Consider the following 16680-nt stretch of genomic DNA (forward strand, 5'->3'; position numbering starts at 1 on the left):
AGGGTGCGTGATGCGTGCGCATGGTCGGCGGCGATGCGACGAGGTCGCAGATGTTCGCGGGCCCGGAGGGTGCGTGATGCGGTGCGAGTGGTCGGCGATGCGACGCGGGAGGTCGCAGAAGTTCGCGGTCGGGGAGGGCGCGTGACGGCGATCGAGTTCGTCCCGGTGATCGGGATCGAGGTCCACTGCCGGCTGAAGACCGCGAGCAAGCTGTTCTCCGCCTGTCCTTTGCGACCTGGCGCAGCGGCCAACTCGGCCACCGACCCGTACACCTGGGCGCTGCCGGGGACGCTGCCGACGATCAACGCCGAGGCCGTGGCGCTGGCGGTGCGGCTGGCGGCGGCGCTCGGCTGCGAGGTCGCCGAGGAGAGCGACTGGGACCGCAAGCACTACTTTTATCCCGACCTGCCGAAGGGCTATCAGATCAGCCAGCACGCGCGCCCGCTGGCTCGCGGCGGCGCGATCGAGGTGCCCGATCCGGCGGCGGGGCCGTGGGCGACGCGGATGGTCGCGCTGCAGCGGCTGCACCTCGAGGAGGACGCCGCGAAGGTCCACGCCGGGGCGCTGCTCGATTACAACCGCGCCGGCGCGCCGCTGGTCGAGATCGTGACTGCGCCTGTGATCCGCAGCGCTGCGGAGGCTGCGCGGGTATTGCGGGCGCTGCGCTTGCTGCTGCTCCGCCTCGGTGTGTCCGATGCCACGATGGAGGATGGTTCGCTCCGCTGCGACGTGAATGTCTCGCTGCAGCGGCGCGGAGGTGCGGCGCCGGGGGTGCGCTGCGAGATCAAGAACCTCAACTCGTTCAACTTCATCGAGCGGGCCGTGACGGCCGAGGTCGAGCGCCAGGAGGCGCTGCTTGCCGCAGGAGAGCCGGTCACGCCGGTGACGCTGCGCTACGACCAGGCCCGCGCCGCGGTGCAGGTGATGCGCGTGAAGGAGACAGAGCTCGAATACCGCTGGCTCCCCGAGCCGGATCTGCCGCCGCTGCGCGTCGATCCGGCGGCGGCCGCGGCGGCGCGCGAGCCTCCCCGAGCTGCCCGAACGGACCCGCATGCGCTACTGCGTGCTCGGCCTGACGCCGCTCGAGGCGAGCACGCTGGTCGACGAACCTGTCCTCGGGGACTGGTTCGACGCGGCGCTCGACAGCCTCGGGCCGCGCGGGCCGGCGCTGGCGCGGCGGCTGTGCAAGTGGCTGACGGTCGAGCTGATCGGGCGCGTGCCGCCGGCGCAGCTGGCGTCTGCGAAAGTGGTGCCCGCGGCGCTCGCCGAGCTCGTCCGTATGCTCGAGTGCGGCGAGGTCAGCGCACCGGCGGCGAAACAGATCCTGGATCTTCTGGTGGAAGAGGGCGGCGTCCCGGGAGGGATCGCCGCGCGCGAGGGCCTGGTCCTCGAAGACGACGACGCGGCGCTGACCGCCGCGATCGTCAGCGTGCTGCGTGGTTACCCGCGGCAGGTGGCGCAGTATCGCGCAGGAAAGGCGGCGTTGTGGGGATATCTTATTGGTCGGGTCATGCAGGTGCTGCGGGGTCGTGCCGACCCGCAACGCGTCCACAAACTCCTCGTGGTGGCGCTACATTCGCCGCCCCCAGGAGACGACACGATATGACCAGCGAATCCAGCGCCATGCTCCGTCCGGTCAAGCTCAGCCCCGACGGCCGGGTGCTGCACCTGCTCGACCAGCGTTCGCTGCCCGAGCGCGAGGACTGGCTCGACCTCGAGGACGTCGAGTCGGTGGCGGAGGCGATCGAGCGGCTCGCGGTGCGCGGGGCCCCGGCGATCGGCTGCGCCGCGGCGCTCGGGCTCGTGGCGTCGTCGTGGCGCTTCTCCGACGACACCGTGATGTTCCGCGAGTCGTGCCTGATGGCGTGCGAGCGGCTGGCGCGGACCCGGCCGACCGCGGTCAACCTGTTCCACGCGCTCGCCCACATGCGCGGCGCGCTGGCCGAGTGCCCGGCCGGGCTCGCGGTCGCCGGCGTGCGCGGGCACCTGCACGCGGCGGCGCTGCGCTACGTCGACGACGAGCTGCGCGCGTGCCTGACGATGGCCGACCACGGCGCGCCGCTGATGCCCGAGGTCGGCACGGTGCTGACGCACTGCAACACCGGGGCGCTGGCGACGGCGGGCTGGGGCACCGCGCTCGGGGTGATCCGGCGGGCCCACGCGAACGGCAAGAAGCTGCGCGTGCTCGCCGACGAGACGCGGCCGGTGCTGCAGGGCGCGCGGCTGACCGCGTGGGAGCTGCGGCACGACGGGATCCCCGTCGACGTCATCGCCGACAACATGGCCGGCGCGCTGATGGCCCGCGGGGAGATCCACGCGGCCATCGTCGGCGCCGACCGCATCGCCCGCAACGGCGACGTCGCCAACAAGATCGGCACCTACACCGTGGCGGTGCTGTGCCGCTACCACCAGATCCCGTTCTACGTGGCGGCGCCGTGGTCGACGATCGACCCGGCGACCGCGAGCGGGGCCGAGATCCCGATCGAGGAGCGCGACCACAACGAGGTCCACCTCCACGGCGGCCGCCGCATGACCCCGGCCGGCGTCGGCGCCCGCAACCCCGCCTTCGACGTCACCCCGGCCGAGCTGGTCACCGCGTTCGTCACCGAGCGCGGGGTGTTCCGCCCGGCCACGCTGTCGGCGCTGATGGACTCTTAGAGCATGCCCTGAGGGGCATGCGCGAGAGGACATGTCCGCGAGGGCGTGTCCTCTCGTGCGCTCACTTGCCGCGCGGCTTGGCGGGCGCCGGGGCGGGCTTGACCTGGCCTTGCAGCCAGGTCGTGAGCTGGCCGAGGAACGCGTGGTCGACGGTGCGGGCGGCGTCGAGGTAGCGGGCCGGGTTGGAGTTCTCGGGCTCGGGCTTGAACAGGTGGTCGAGGTCGGCGAACGGCCTGAGCTCGGCCTTGCGCTTGCGGCGCTTGGCCAGCTTCATCAGCTCTTGCGGGTCGCGGCCCGGGTCGACCTCGAAGTCCTTGTTGCCCTGGGCGATCCACAGCGGCGCCTCGCTGCCGGCGATCAGCGCCTCGGGCGAGACCTGTAGCATTTCCCGCACCCACAGCGCCTGCGCGGCCAGCTCGGGCGGCACGTTGTGGCCGGTCTTGAGCGCCTGCAGCGTCTTCTCCTGCGTCTTCTTGGCGTCGTCGCGGAGCTGGGGCGGCACCGCCTGCAGGGCAGCCTCGCCCTGCGAGCGCAGGATCTGCTCGTAGGGGCGGCCGGGGGTGGCGAGCAGGGCCACCGCCTTCACGCTTGGGTCTTCGGCGGCCAGGGTGAGGGCCTTCCAGCCGCCCTCGCCGTGGCCGACGAGGACGATGCGGTCGGGGTCGACCTCGTCCTGGACCAGCAGGGTCCGCAGCGCGCGGCGGGCGTCCTCGAGCTGGCCGAGGTACGAGACCGGGCCCTCGGCGCTGCTGCCGAAGCCGCGCTCGTCGAAGCGGAGGACCGCGAAGCCGGCCTCGGCGAGGGCGTCGGTGATGCTGTGGCTGCCGAGGTCGACCGGCGGCGGGCCGGCGAAGCCGAAGCGGTCCTGCTGGCCGGTGCCGGGCAGCAGCAGCGCTCCGGGGAACGGGCCGTTGCCCGGCGGCAGCAGGACCTCGCCGGCGAGCGCGGGCTCACCTGGCCTTCCGGGCAGCTCGACCTCGCGGCGGGTGAACTTGGCGCCCGGCGGCGGGCTGTACTCGAGGACAGGTGGCCCCGCGATCGCCCACTCGGGCCAGGTCGGCGGCTGGACCGGGACCTGGACCTCGACGTCGTCGGCCTCGATCTGGATCTTCTCGATCCGGCCGTCGCGCAGCGCGATCGTCTCGCCGAGGTTGGTCTTGACCGTGGCCCGGCCGGGCGCCGCGGGGTCGGGGATCGTCAGCGTCGCCGTCCACTCGGTCGGCATCGAGCCCGACAGGCTGACCAGGCGCCACGCCAGCTCGCCGGCCTCGAGGCGGCGCAGGCCGAACATCAGCTCCTCGTGGAAGATCGCCGAGAAGGCCATGAACGCGTCGCCGCTGCGGTACGTGATCTCGTCGCGCTCGCGGCCGGAGCTGAAGTGGATCGCGTCGCCCTTGCGCTCGAAGGTCAGCTCGGCGGCGTTGCTGCGCTCGAAGCCGCGGACCAGGTCGCCGCGGGCGTCGACCACGATCTCGCCGGAGCTGCGCAGCGGCTCGGCCGGCTTGCCGTCGCGGCCGGGCGGGCGCAGCTCGATGCGGGTGGCGAAGCGGAAGTGGCCGGGTTCGCCGTCGACCGGGCCCTCGTAGCGGCCCCACGAGGTGCCGATCGGCTTGCCGGCCTGCATCATCGTGTAGACCCGGACCTCGCCCGGGCGGTACAGCTTGTCGACCGCGGCGCCGGGCCACGCCAGCGTGACCTGTCCTTCGGAACCTGTCTCCGGGGACTTGGACTCTTCCGTCGGGATCTTGAGGCAGGCGCTCGCGAGCGACAGCGCGAGGGCGGCGAGGGCGAGCGGGCGAGGGCGCATGCGCACCGGGGATAGCCCAAGACGCCCGGCGATGCCACCGCCGCGGCGAGCGCGGCGCTCACAGGTCGCGACACAGGCGGAAGCTGTCGAAGCGGGTGATGTCGGGCAGCGGCTGGCCGCCGCTATAGCCCCAGACCTGAAGGCGGACCAGCGACTTGTTCGGGTCGAGCAGGGGCAGGATGTCGTGCAGGACCCACCCGGACAGCTGCTCGTTGAAGTAGAGCGTGCTGCCGGTGGTGTTGTCGGCGTAGCCCCACTCGACGTACATCGCCGGGTTGTCGGCCGCGTCGTGCCAGGTCCAGAAATTGGCGCTGACGAGCTGGGCGACCGGGGTGGCGGCGAAGGTCTGCTGGACGTACCAGTTGTTGCTCGCCTCGGCGGCCCACACGCCGTCGTGCGGGTTCATCGTCACGGTGACGCCGCCGTTGGTGGTCCACGGGGCCAGGGCGCCGGACTCGAAGCCCTCGTTGACGAGCAGGCTGATCTGGCCGGGCCCGCACAGCGACAGCACCTCGACCTCGCAGGTCGGGCTGCAGCCGTCGCCCCCGACCGCGTTGCCGTCGTCGCAGTCCTCGCCGGCCTGGACGACGCCGTCGCCGCAGGCCTCGACCTCGCAGGTCGGGCCGCAGCCGTCGTCGGGGTCGGTGTTGCCGTCGTCGCAGGTCTCGCCGAGGCCGGCCTGGACGACGCCGTCGCCGCAGGCCTCGATCGCGCAGGTGTCGCTGCAGCCGTCCTCGGACACGGTGTTGCCGTCGTCGCAGGTCTCGCCGAGCTCCATCGTCAGGACGCCGTCGCCGCAGCTCTCGAGCACGCAGGCGGCGCTGCAGCCGTCGTCGGGGTCGGTGTTGCCGTCGTCGCAGGTCTCGCCGAGGCCGGCCTGGACGACGCCGTCGCCGCACGCCTCGAGCAGACAGGCGGCGCTGCAGCCGTCGTCGGGGTCGGTGTTGCCGTCGTCGCAGGCCTCGCCGAGGCTCGCCTGGACGACGCCGTCGCCGCACAGCTCGCTGACGCACTCGGCGCTGCAGCCGTCGCGGCCTTCGGTGTTGCCGTCGTCGCAGCCCTCGCCCGGGCCCTGGTCGCCGTCGCCGCAGACGTTGAGGAGGCAGCCGGCGAGGCACGCCTGGCCGGGGCCGTTGTCCGGGCCGTCGTCGCACTCCTCGCCATTCTCATCCTCGACGATCTGGTTGCCGCACTGGGGCGGCTCGCCGGTGGTCGTGCCGTCGTCGGTGGTCGCGTCGGTCGTGGTGGTCGTCGTCGAGGTCGAGGGCTCGCCGGTGGTGCTCGAGTCGCCGTCGGAGGCGGTGCCGTCGTCCGTGTCCGAGGTCGTGGTCGGCGCGCCGGTGGTCGGCGCTTCGGTGGTCCCGGGCTCGGTCGAGCTGCCGCCGGTGGTCGTCGACGAGGGGCCCGGGGTGTCGGTGGTGGCGACGGCGTCGCCGCAGGCGGGTAGTGCCAGTAAAAGAGCGGTGGCGAGGGCCGGGGTCGCGCAGCGGGCGAAGTGCTTCATCGCAGCCATCGTATCAGCGCCGCCGCGAGCGCGAGCGCGGGTGTGGATTCATATGTCCGAAGGGACATGTCATCGGCGGCGCCGTCGCACATGTCGGACCGGAGCTGCGCGCCGGCGAGCGGGCGACATGTCCGCAGGGACAGGCCCCGATCAGCCGCCGGCGAGGCGGCAGTCGGCCTCGACCTGCTCGAAGTCGTCGCGGTGCGGGGCGAGCTCCTCGCAGGCCTTGCGCAGAAGGTCCCCGACCGAGGTCGGGTAGAGCTTGATCCGCCCGTCGCGCCCGGCGGTGACGATGAGGCGGCCGTCGGGCGAGAACTCGGCGTGGTTGACGGCGGCGGCGTGGCCGTGCAGCGTCGCCAGCAGGTCGTAGTTGGACGAGTCGACCGGGGCGGCCCACAGCTTGGCGGTGTTGTCGGACGAGGCGGTGACGATCCGCCGGCCGTCGTTGGAGAAGGTGGCGTACAGCAGCGAGGCGGAGTGGCCGAGGAGGGTGGCGAGGACGTGGGGGCGGTCGTCGGGGCCGGCCATCGACCACACCCAGGCGTCGCGCGCGGTGGCGAGGACGAGCCGGCCGCCGTCGCGCGAGAAGGCGGCCGAGGCGATCGCGCCGGCGGCGGGGTCGAGGGTGGCGATCTCGCTGCCGTAGCGGGCGACCCACAGCTTGGCGGTGTGGTCGGCGCTGATGGTGACGACGGTCTCGCCGTCGGGCGAGAAGACGGCGCCCTCGACCCGCGCGCTGTGACCGACGAGGTCGGTGATGAAGCGCAGCGCCTCGGCGTCGATCAGCTGGGCGGTGTTGCTGTCGCGGCTGGCGAGCACGACGTAGCGGCCGCCGGGGGCGAAGCCGGCGACGGTCTGCTGGCCGCGCGTGCCCTGCCACGGCTCGCCGACGACGGCGCCGGTGGTGGCGTCCCACAGGCGCAAGGTGTCGTCGGCGCCGGCCGAGACGATGCGGGTGCCGTCGCGCGAGAAGCTGGCCCCGAGGACATGTCCCGCGTGGCCGAGGACGGCGACCTCGTCGCCGTTGCTGGCGTCCCACAGGCGCAGGTTGCTGTCCTCCTCGGCCCAGGTGAGGAGCCGACCGGAGCCGTCGCCGGCGAACACCGCGGCGACCACCGGGCCGGCGTGACCCTCGAGGGTGCGGATGTTGCGGGTGCTGACGACGTCCCACAGGCGCGCGGTCTTGTCGTCGCTGGTGGTGACGATCCGGCTGCCGTCGGGCGAGAAGCGGGCCAGCCGCACCGAGGCGCCGTGGCCCTTGAGGGTCGGCACGGCGTTGTTGAGCGAGCCGTCCCAGATCCGCGCGGTGTTGTCGCCGCCGACGGTGAGGATCCGGGCGCCGTCGGGCGAGAACTCGGCGGCCAGGACGGCGGCGGTGTGACCCTCGAGGGTGGCGATCGGCTGGCCGCTGGCGCTGTTCCACAGCCGCGCTGTGTTGTCCTCGCTGGTCGTCAGCACGCGCGAGGCGTCGAGCGAGAACCTGACCGAAAGGACCTGTTCGGTGTGACCGGTGAGGGTGGCCGCGACCTCGCCCTTGACCGGGTCCCACAGCTTGACCGCGGTGCCGGCGGCCCCGCCGGTGCCGGCGCCGACGGTGGCGACGCGGCGGTCGTCGGGCGAGAAGGCGGCCTGCTTGAGCAGCTCGCGCGGGTCGGTCAGGCTGGCCAGCTGCTTGCCGGCGTTCGACCACACGATCGCCCGCGCCAGGCTCCACGTCAGCACGCGGTCGCCGCTGGCCGAGAAGCTGGCCCCGAGGACAGGATCGCCGTGCGGCAGGCTGGTGACCGCGGCGCCGGCGGTGGTCCACACCCGCGCGTCGCCGTCCTCGCCGACGGTGACGAGGCGGTCGCCGAGCGGCGAGAACTGCACCGCCGAGACGTTGCCCTTGTGCCGCTTCAGCTCGGTCTTGAGCTCGCCGGTGTCGAGGTCCCACAGCCGGGTGACGCCGTCGCTGCCGCCGGTCGCCACCAGCGGGTCGCCGTCGGCCAGGGCGATCGCGGTGACGTTGCCGCTCTGGGTCCGCGGCAGGTCGCGGGCCTTGTTGCCGCGGATGTCGACGAGGTGCGCGCCGCGGTCGACGCCGAGGAAGTAGACGCTGTAGCCGTTGTCCGACAGGCCGGCGATCATCCGCTGCGGCGGCACGGACACGTTCTTGTACTCCTCGAGGTTGTCGCCGGTGGCGGCGTTCCACAGCCGCGCGCTCTTGTCGGCGCCGACGCTGAAGATGCGGGTGTCGTCGCGCGAGAAGCTGGCCGAAAGGACAGGCGCGGCGTGCTCGAGCACGCGGATCGTCTTGCCCGAGACGGCGTCCCACAGGTGGGCGGTGCCGTCCTTGCTGGCCGTGAGCACGCGGGTGCCGTCGTGCGAGAAGTGAGCGCCGTGGACGGCCTCGGCGTGGCGCAGCACCAGCGGCCGCTGGACCGGGGTGGCGACCGCGGCGGCCAGGCCCTGCATGACCCGCGGCGGGACCTCGCCGTCGCGGGCGAGCGCGTCGGCGGCGGCCTTGATCGCGGTCAGCAGGGCGTCGCGCTCCTTGCCGGGCTGCTGGGCGTAGAGGAGGGCGTCGGCGCCGAGGCGGTCGAGGCGGGCGTCCTCGTTGCGGCGCTCGGACATCCGCGACAGCTGGTCCTTGCTCTGCTCGGCGACCACGAACTGCCACACGGTGAGCGCGAGCAGGACGCCGAGGGTGGCGACGGTGCCGGTGAGGATCGAGATGGTGCGCCGCTGCGACACGGCGCCCTCCTCGGCCCGCTCGCGCCGCTCTCGCTCGATGTCGGCCCGGTAGCGCTCGCGCTCGGCCTTGCGCTGCTCCTCGAGCGCGGCCAGGCGGGCCTGCTCCTGCATGCGCGCGGCCTCCTCGAGCCGGTGGCGCGCCTCGGCCTCGCGGCGGGCGAAGTTGAGGCCGGCGAGCAGGAACTCGTGGTCGCCGAGGGTCAGGTCGCTGCGACCCTGCGACCACGCCAGCGCGTCCTCCAGCGCCGCGCCGCGCAGCAGGTAGTCGTCGTGCCGCCCCGAGCTGTCCCAGCGCACCACGAACTCGGCCAGCCGCTGCTCCTTCTCTCGCTCGCGCAGCCACTTGTGGTCGTAGACCTCGGCGAACACGAGGTTGCGGACCCGCAGCACGATGTCCCCGTTCTCGTCGCGCGCCTCGGCCGCGAGGCCCGTCAGGCGCAGCTCGATCTGCACCGGGTTGTTCGGCTCGGCCGGCGCCGGCTCGCCGCTCAAGATCCGCCGGTACAGGTCGAGCATGTCGCGCGCGCGCATCCGCGAGGCGTTGGCGTTGAGCCGCTTCTCGGCGTACGCGAGGTTGGCGTCGGCGGTCCGGCCGTTGCGCACGAACAGGGTGTAGGCCGAGTCGTCGACCCGCCCGGCCTCGGTCTTGTCGCTGACCGGGCCGCGCCGGACCAGGTCGTCGCATAGCCTTTGGGACATGTACGGATGACCCGATGTCCACGCGTACACGGCGTCGAGCAGGGCGTCGGGGCTGCCGCCGAGGCCCTCGAGGCCGGGGCGGAAGGCGTCGAGCTCGGCGCGCGAGAAGTCCTCGAGGCGGATCTCGCGGCCGATGTTGAACGGGGTGCGGACCGAGTTGGAGATCAGGTCGGCCGGGGCGGCGACGCCGAGCAGGCAGAAGGTGAGGCGCTCGTAGGCCGGGTCCTCGGCCCGCAGGTTGTAGGCCGAGCGGATCGAGGCGAAGAAGTCGTCGGAGCTGAACGGCAGCGCCAGCACCGACTCGACCTCGTCGATGAAGACGACGATCGGCGCGTCGGTGCGGTCGATCAGCTCGTTGCGGAGGTAGCGGTACCAGCGGTGGACGGGCGTGAGGTTCTGGTGGGTGCTCCAGAACAGCTCGGGGCTCGGCAGGCCGATCGACTCGGCGATCTCGACGGCGATGCTGAAGTACCAGTCGTCGATCGAGACCAGGGTCGAGCCGATGTTGGTAAAGTCGATGCTGACGCAGCGCACGCCGCCGGCCTGCAGCCGCTTGGCCGCGCGCACGCGCAGGCTGGTCTTGCCGATCTGCCGCGGCGCGAGGATGTAGCAGAACTCGCCGCGCATCAGCGCCGACAGCAGCTCGCGGTCGGCCTTGCGCTCGATGTAGAAGGCGCCGGCCTGGACCGCGCCTCCGACCTGGAACTGGGCCCCGTGGTGTCCGAGGCCCGAGTTCGAATGTGCCGGGCTCATGGCCGCAGCCGTTCGTACAGCCGGTAGCGCAGGCGGTAGAAGCCGACCTTCTCCTCGACCGCGATGCCGCTGCTCTCGAGCGCCGCCGAGGTGTCGGAGTCGAGCTCCGCCAGCGAGTCGCTGCGCAGCCGCTTCACGCCGGCCATCATCTCGGGGTGGAGGTGGAGGCGCCGCGCGTAGCGCTGCAGGAAGTCGTCGAACAGGTTCGACGGCTCGGCCAGCAGCTCGCGCGCCGACAGCCCGCCGGCGAGGTTGGCCCTGTGCATGGCCAGGCGCACGAGGTACGGGTGGCCGCCGACCAGGCTCATCAGCTCGGTGTAGTCCTGGTGGGTCCACTCGAGCCCGTAGAGGTGCGACAGGGTCTCGACCTGGTCGCGCGTGAGGTCGCCGAGCACGATCGGCGGGCTCAGGTTGAAGGGCGACTGCGTGGTCCGCTCGATCAGCCGCCGCGGCGTGGTGCTGATGCCGAGCACGAGGCGCAGCTTCTCCAGCCGCGGGTCCTCGGCCCACGCGCGCAGCATGCCGAACCAGTCGTCCTTGAACGGCAGGCCCCACACCGCGTCGACGCGGTCGAGCGCGAGGATCACCCGCGTGCTCGCCAGCGGCAGCACGTTGTCCCGCATCAGCCGGCCGAGCTTCTGGTTGACGCTGCCCGGCGACTTCCACAGCGTCGGCACCCAGTCCTCGGGGCCGCCGATCGAGCCGACGATCTGGAACGCGAACTCGCGGATGAAGTTGCCGTAGTCGCTGCGCGACTCGTAGTCGAAGGTGTCGAGGTTGATGGCGACGACCCGGCAGGCGCCGCCGTCGGCCTGGTAGACCATGTCGGTCAAGAACTGGGACATCCAGGTCTTGCCGAACTTGTCGGGGCCCCACAGCACGACCGGCGCGCCCGGCTGGTCGAGGTAGTTGAGCGCGGTGCGCTCCTCCTCGGCGCGATGCACGTGCCAGTTGATGTTGTACGGCGCGCCCGGCGGCTGCACGCGCGGCGATCGACGAGTAGAAGATGCCCGAGTCGCCCGGCGCCCCGCCCGACAGCGAGGTGATCACGCCGAGCGGGATCGGGGCGGTCTGCGAGATCGACGGGTGCGAGCCGGACGTGCTGGCCGAAGGGACAGGTCCCGTGGCGATCAGGTTGGCCGGATTGATCGGCGGCGGCGGCGGGGGAGGGGGCGTACGCCGGCGCGGCGGCGGCAGCGACTCGGGCCGCGTGCCCTGGTCGTCGCCGAGCTCGAAGGCGTCGAGGTCCTGGACGATGCGCCAGTGGCCGGCCGCGTGCTTCTTGGCCGCCCGCGGCCACAGCCGCAGGGTGGCCTCGTTCTTGTCGTCGACGGTGATCCGAGCGGCGGTGTAGCCGTGGCGGCGATCGACCTTGCCGCCGTAGACCTCGAGGCCGAACAGCGAGCTGCCCTGCAGCTCACGCCGGCCCTGCGCGCCGCCGATGGCGACCACGCTGCTCGCGTGCTCGTGCATGTGGCCGTAGATGTGGGCGACGAAGCGGCCGGGCGGGGCGATCTCGGCGACCAGCTCGTCGCGCGCCTTGGCCTGCAGCCAGTTCGGCGGGTGATGCGTCATCAGCAGGGCGAAGTCGCATTCCTTGACCCACGCCGGGCCGTCGCCGCCGCAGGCCGCGTGCAGCTGGCGGACGTCGAGCGCCAGCTTGCCGGTGTAGTCGCCGTCGCCGAGCTGCAGGAAGGCGCTGTTGAGGCCGACGATGCCGAGCTTGAGCCCGTCCTTGGCCAGCACCGCCGAGCAGTCGCCGGGCAGCATGCCGCGCTGCAGCTGCAGGCCGGCGAACGGGTGGTTCTTCAGCCACTCGCTGTACGGCGCGAACGCCTGGTCGACGAGGGCGCGGTAGGGCGAGCTGGCGTCGCGCCAGAACTCGACCTGTACTTCGGGATAGGTGTCCCAGCGGCCGAGCACCAGCGACTCGGGCCGGCGCGCGTCGGGGCGGATGAGGTCATGGTTGCCGGGGACGGCCACCAGCGCCGGGGTCGAGCCGAGGGCGCGGAGGTGATCCCACAGCTGCTGCAGGGTTTGGTTGAGGCGCGCGAACTCGGCGGCGCTGCCCCGCTGGGTCAGGTCGCCGCTGAACAGGACCAGGTCCCAGGGGCCGCAGCGGGCGTGCAGCTTCTCGAGGTCGGCCAGCAGGACCTCGCGTACGCCCGGCCACAGCCATCCCTGGGCGTCGAGGCCCTGGTGGAGGTCCGTGAAGTGAAGCCAGCCGAAGGAGCGCATGGGAGCGGAGCTGCGCGGCCAACGGGCCGCAGGGAGCCGATACGAGTGTACCACCGGGGGCCAGCGGCCTTGCCGCGTCGGCGCGGCTTTCGACCCCAGGGAAAAACGATTGTCCGGCGCCCCGCCGAGGCAAGCCCGGGAACGAGACATTACGCAGGAGGTGGGGCCCCGGCTTCCCGGGCTCGCGCACGCCGGGGGGCACCCCCGCGCGGCCGGCTTCGGCGGCACTAGCCAGGGGCGCCGGGCTTGGAGCATGCTCCTGCCGCTTGCGCCCGCGACCTCGCCGCCTCGCCTGCCACTGGATCGGGACCGTCGGCCTGCGTGGGCTGGGCGCGGTGCTGACCCTCGCGGCGGCGCTGCACGCCGGTTCCGCGCGTGCGCAGGACCCGGCCGACCTGGTCCAGCCGGTGCTGCAGAACAGCGTCGAGCTCGAGTACCCCGAAGATCTGCGCCGCTTGCCCGCGCCGCCGTCGGGTCAAGTCGTCGTCAAGCTGGTGGTCGGCGTCGACGGCGTCCCCAAGGAGCTCGAGGTCGTGCAGAGCGTGCACCCCGAGCTCGACGCGCTCGCCAAGTCCGCCGTCGCTCAGCTGCGCTACGCGCCCGGCCTCTACAAGGGCCGCCCGATCGAGGTCGTGCTCAAGGTCGGCATCGACATCGCCGCTCCGCCGCCGCTGCCGCCGGAGCCGGCGGAACCGCCGCCCGAGGTCGACGCGGGCGAACCCGCGACGGACAAGAGCGAACCCGCTCAGCAGTCCCAAGGGACAGGTCCGATCCGGCTGCGCGGCGTGCTGCTCGAGGCCGGTCAGCGCGTGCCCGTCTCGGGCGCGAGCGTGCTCGTGGTGCCGGCCCCGCCGGACTGGCCGGTGGGACAGGTCACCAAAAAGATCTACGGCACCGAGCCCGAGCCGGCGTGGACCATGCGCGCCGAGACCGCCCCCGACGGCTCGTTCGAGCTGCGCGGCGTGCCCGACGGCAAGATCCGCATCATCGCCCTCGCGCAGGGCTTCGACCGCTACGAGGTGGTCGAGGAGCTCGCCAAGGGCGACCTGCTCGAGGTCAAGTACTTCGCGCGGCGGCTGGTGTCGAACCCGTTCCGCACGGTGGTGAAGCAGCGCCGCGACGCCCGCGAGGAGGTCGCGCGCCGCACGATCACGCCCGAGGAGATCTACAACCTCCCGGGCACGCAGGGCGACGCGCTCAAGTCGCTGCAGAACTTCCCCGGCGTCGCGCGGGCGCCGTTCGGCCTCGGCCTGCTGATCATCCGCGGCGCCGCGCCGGGCGACTCGAAGACGTACCTCGGCTACCACGAGATCCCGCAGCTGTTCCACTTCGGGGCGCTGTCGTCGACCTTCAACTCCGACATCCTCGCGCAGATCGACTTCATCCCCGGCAACTTCGACAGCCGGTTCGGCGACGCGATCGGCGGCATCATCAACGTCAACCCGCGCAAGGGCCGGCGCGACGGCTACCACGGCTACGTCGACGCCGACGTGTTCGACGCCGGCATCATGCTCGAGGGCCCGATCAAGAAGGGCAGCTTCGTCACCAGCTTCCGCCGCAGCTACGTCGACGCGATCCTCAAGGCCGCGCTGCCGAAGGACATCGGCCTCGGCCTGTCGCAGGCGCCGCGCTACTACGACTATCAATTCCTGTTCGACTACCCGGTCGGCGGCGGCGAGCTGTCGGTGCGGTGGTTCGGCTCCGACGACCGCCTGCGGGTCATCGCCCAGGGCCCGAACGAGACGATGACGGGCTCGGAGAACCAGGCGCGCACGGCGATCCTGTTCCACCGCCTCGACCTCGTGTACCGCAAGCAGGACGGCCCGTGGGACTTCCTGATCACGCCGTCGATCAGCTACCAGTCGCTGTCGGGGGCGTTCGGCGGGCTGTTCACCTTCAACTTCCCCAAGTACGAGTTCAGCTGGCGCGCCGAGGCGTCGCGGCAGCTGAGCTCGCGCTCGGCGATCCGCATCGGCACCGAGCTGCAGGCCGGCCGCTACGAGATCGGGGCGCGGGCGCCGAGCGTGCCGGCCGCGGCCGGGACCGGCGACACCGGGGTCTACAACGTCGCCGACGTCGGCCAGAACTACGCCACCCCGGCGATCTACACCACCGCGACGATCGGCCTCGGCGAGCGCTTCACGCTCTACCCGGGCGCGCGCATGACCTACTACGCGCTGGCGGTGAAGAAGGCGACCGTCGACCCGCGCGTGCGCTTCAACTGGCAGGTCGGCGAGAACACCGCGATCAAGGGCGGCGTCGGCCTCTACAGCCAGATCCCCGACCTCATCAGCCTGGCGCCCGTGTGGGGCAACCCGCGCTCCGGCATCGAGCGGGCGGTCCACACCAGCCTCGGCGTGGCCCAGGTGTTCGAGAGCGTCGGCGTCGAGGCCGAGGTCACCGGCTTCTACAAGTACGTGTTCGACCGCTCGACGTCCTCGAGCGTGCTCATGCGCGACCCGGTGTCGGGCGACATCCGGCTCGAGAACTTCGCCAACCAGGGCACCGGCCAGATCTTCGGCATGGAGCTGCTGGTCCGCAAGGCGCTCACCAAGCGGCTGTTCGGGTGGGTCAGCTACACCTTGATGAAGAGCCTGATCCAGGCCCGGCCCGGCGCCGAGTACCGGCCGTTCAGCTTCGACCAGCCGCACATCCTCACGATCCTCGCCGTCTACAAGCTGCCGCGCGGCTGGCAGATCGGCGGCCGCTTCCGCCTGGTCAGCGGCAACCCGTCGGTCGCCTACTTCGACAGCGCGTTCGTCCAGGACGGCTACGAGCCGTGGTTCGGCCGCGACGAGCGGCTGCCGGCGTTCCACCAGCTCGACCTGCGCGTCGACAAGCGCTTCACCTTCAAGCGCGTGACGGCGAACTTCTATCTCGACATCATCAACGTCTACAACCGCCAGAACGGCGAGGCGTGGGTCTACTCGTACAACCTGCAGCAGCGCCAGCTGCAGACCGGCCTGCCGATCTTGCCGTCGCTCGGCGTGCGGCTCGAGTTCTGACAGCGGCGGCGCCCTGACACGGGCACCGGCCTCATCTGACAGCGAAGCGGGCGCCGTGCAGATGCGCGCCGGCGTCGCGCGCGTGATCCGGGTCGCCCCTCGCCGGACCTGTTCGAGGCGCCCTTGACACTCGAGGACTCGGCAATAGTTTGTCAGCGCCGGTGCGGGACGACCCGCCGAGGCCGCCGGGGAGCCCGCAGAGGGCTCCGGCGCACGCCAGCCAATCTACCACCGATCCGCGGGCCGTCACGTGCCCGCCGGGCGCGGGGTGACGGCGGAGCCGCGAACGCACCACCAAACCGACCGACGAGCGACACAGGAGACACGACCATGCTGAGCTACTGGATGGACTTCAACGACCCACTGCGCACCTTTGACAGCCTCCGCCGGCGCATGGACCAGGCGCTGCGCGAGTACGCCGACAGCGAGGGCCGCGGCCAGAACCTGGCCTTCCCGCGCGCCGCCCTGCGCGACACCAAGGACGCGTTCGTCCTGGTCGCCGAGGTGCCGGGCCTCGCCGACGCCGAGCTGCAGCTGTCGGCCACGCAGGACAGCCTGACCGTCAGCGGCGAGCGCAAGGCCACCGCCCCCAAGGGCTACGCGGTGCACCGGCGCGAGCGCGGCGACCTCCGCTTCTCCCGCAGCTTCGCCCTGCCGGCGCGCATCGACGTGGACAAGGTCGCCGCCGAGCTCAAGAACGGGCTCCTGGTCGTGACCATGCCCAAGCACCCCGAGTCGCAGCCCAAGCAGATCACGGTCAAGGCGGCCTGAGCGAGCGCGACCCCCACGACTTCACACGAGAGGAACTTTCAGCCATGTCCCAAGAGACCACCACCCAGTGTCCCAGTCGAAGCCGAACGGGCCGGCCGTCGAGAGCACCCGCGGCCGCCCCGTCATCGCCCCGCCGGTCGACATCTACGAGAACCAGGAGCAGTACCTGGTGCTGGCCGACCTGCCGGGCGTGAAGGGCGACGACGTGCAGATCCGCTTCGAAGACGGTGAGCTGACGATCCGCGCGTCGCGGGCCGACAACGGCAACGGCGAGGTCCTCGGCGCCGAGTTCACCGCCGCCGACTACGTCCGCCGGTTCTCGATCCCCGAGACCGTCGACGCCTCCAAGATCGACGCCAAGCTGCAGGCCGGGGTGCTCGAGCTCACCCTCCCCAAGGCCAGCCGCGTCAAGCCGCGGCAGATCGCGGTCAAGTCGGCCTAGCTCGCCTCACTTCCTCTGCGAGGTCGCGTCCCCAAGCGAAGGGAGGTGCATCGTAAAAAGGCGCATCCTG

10 protein-coding genes and 2 pseudogenes are annotated in these 16680 nt (G+C 72.1%); 7 read left to right on the forward strand and 5 right to left on the reverse strand.

The window, feature by feature from the left end:
• Window positions 1–33: 33 nt before the first annotated feature.
• The 3 genes and pseudogenes from gatB to mtnA form a co-directional block, all read left to right on the forward strand.
• Window positions 34–1008: pseudogene (gatB, locus tag OV079_RS59905) on the forward strand (Asp-tRNA(Asn)/Glu-tRNA(Gln) amidotransferase subunit GatB); the annotation flags it as partial.
• A 43-nt stretch (window positions 1009–1051) separates the two neighbouring features.
• Entirely contained in the window at window positions 1052–1606 is a 555-nt protein-coding gene (locus OV079_RS48610) for an Asp-tRNA(Asn)/Glu-tRNA(Gln) amidotransferase subunit GatB (protein WP_267777065.1), read from the forward strand.
• A gap of 17 nt (window positions 1607–1623) precedes the next feature.
• On the forward strand, window positions 1624–2658 hold the full coding sequence (gene mtnA, locus OV079_RS48615; RefSeq protein ID WP_267777068.1) for an S-methyl-5-thioribose-1-phosphate isomerase: 1035 nt from the start codon (window positions 1624–1626) through the stop codon (window positions 2656–2658).
• A 61-nt stretch (window positions 2659–2719) separates the two neighbouring features.
• On the opposite strand, the gene OV079_RS48620 is transcribed toward mtnA, so the two are convergent.
• From OV079_RS48620 to OV079_RS48635, 4 genes are all read right to left on the reverse strand, one after another.
• Window positions 2720–4465 (reverse strand): alpha/beta hydrolase family protein, encoded by a 1746-nt coding sequence (locus OV079_RS48620; RefSeq protein WP_267777069.1) that lies wholly within the window; start codon window positions 4463–4465, stop codon window positions 2720–2722.
• A gap of 58 nt (window positions 4466–4523) precedes the next feature.
• Window positions 4524–5969, reverse strand: a complete 1446-nt coding sequence (locus OV079_RS48625; protein ID WP_267777071.1) for a DUF4215 domain-containing protein — start codon at window positions 5967–5969, stop codon at window positions 4524–4526.
• A 150-nt stretch (window positions 5970–6119) separates the two neighbouring features.
• Window positions 6120–10154 (reverse strand): AAA-like domain-containing protein, encoded by a 4035-nt coding sequence (locus tag OV079_RS48630; RefSeq protein ID WP_267777072.1) that lies wholly within the window; start codon window positions 10152–10154, stop codon window positions 6120–6122.
• On the reverse strand, window positions 10151–11137 hold the full coding sequence (locus OV079_RS48635; RefSeq protein WP_267777073.1) for an AAA-like domain-containing protein: 987 nt from the start codon (window positions 11135–11137) through the stop codon (window positions 10151–10153). The genes OV079_RS48630 and OV079_RS48635 overlap by 4 nt, the downstream gene beginning before the upstream one ends.
• 23 nt (window positions 11138–11160) lie before the next feature.
• Between OV079_RS48635 and OV079_RS48640 the strand changes: the two genes are divergently transcribed.
• Window positions 11161–11508: a hypothetical protein gene (locus OV079_RS48640; protein ID WP_267777074.1), complete on the forward strand. Its 348-nt coding sequence runs from the start codon at window positions 11161–11163 to the stop codon at window positions 11506–11508.
• Window positions 11509–11678: 170 nt separating this feature from the next.
• On the opposite strand, the pseudogene OV079_RS59910 reads toward OV079_RS48640, so the two are convergent.
• Window positions 11679–12647 (reverse strand): annotated as a pseudogene (locus OV079_RS59910) (metallophosphoesterase); the annotation flags it as partial.
• A gap of 11 nt (window positions 12648–12658) precedes the next feature.
• On the opposite strand from OV079_RS59910, the gene OV079_RS48650 reads away from it, so the two are divergent.
• From OV079_RS48650 to OV079_RS48660, 3 genes are all read left to right on the forward strand, one after another.
• Window positions 12659–15397, forward strand: a complete 2739-nt coding sequence (locus tag OV079_RS48650; protein ID WP_267777076.1) for a TonB-dependent receptor domain-containing protein — start codon at window positions 12659–12661, stop codon at window positions 15395–15397.
• 330 nt (window positions 15398–15727) lie between these two features.
• Window positions 15728–16168, forward strand: a complete 441-nt coding sequence (locus OV079_RS48655) for an Hsp20/alpha crystallin family protein (RefSeq protein ID WP_267777078.1) — start codon at window positions 15728–15730, stop codon at window positions 16166–16168.
• Window positions 16169–16235: 67 nt separating this feature from the next.
• A complete protein-coding gene (locus OV079_RS48660; RefSeq protein WP_267777081.1) occupies window positions 16236–16610 on the forward strand; it encodes an Hsp20/alpha crystallin family protein in 375 nt (124 codons plus the stop codon).
• Window positions 16611–16680 lie beyond the last annotated feature (70 nt).

The sequence above is a fragment of the Nannocystis pusilla genome, assembly GCF_026626665.1.
GTDB classification, from domain to species: Bacteria; Myxococcota_A; Polyangia; order Nannocystales; family Nannocystaceae; genus Nannocystis; species Nannocystis pusilla.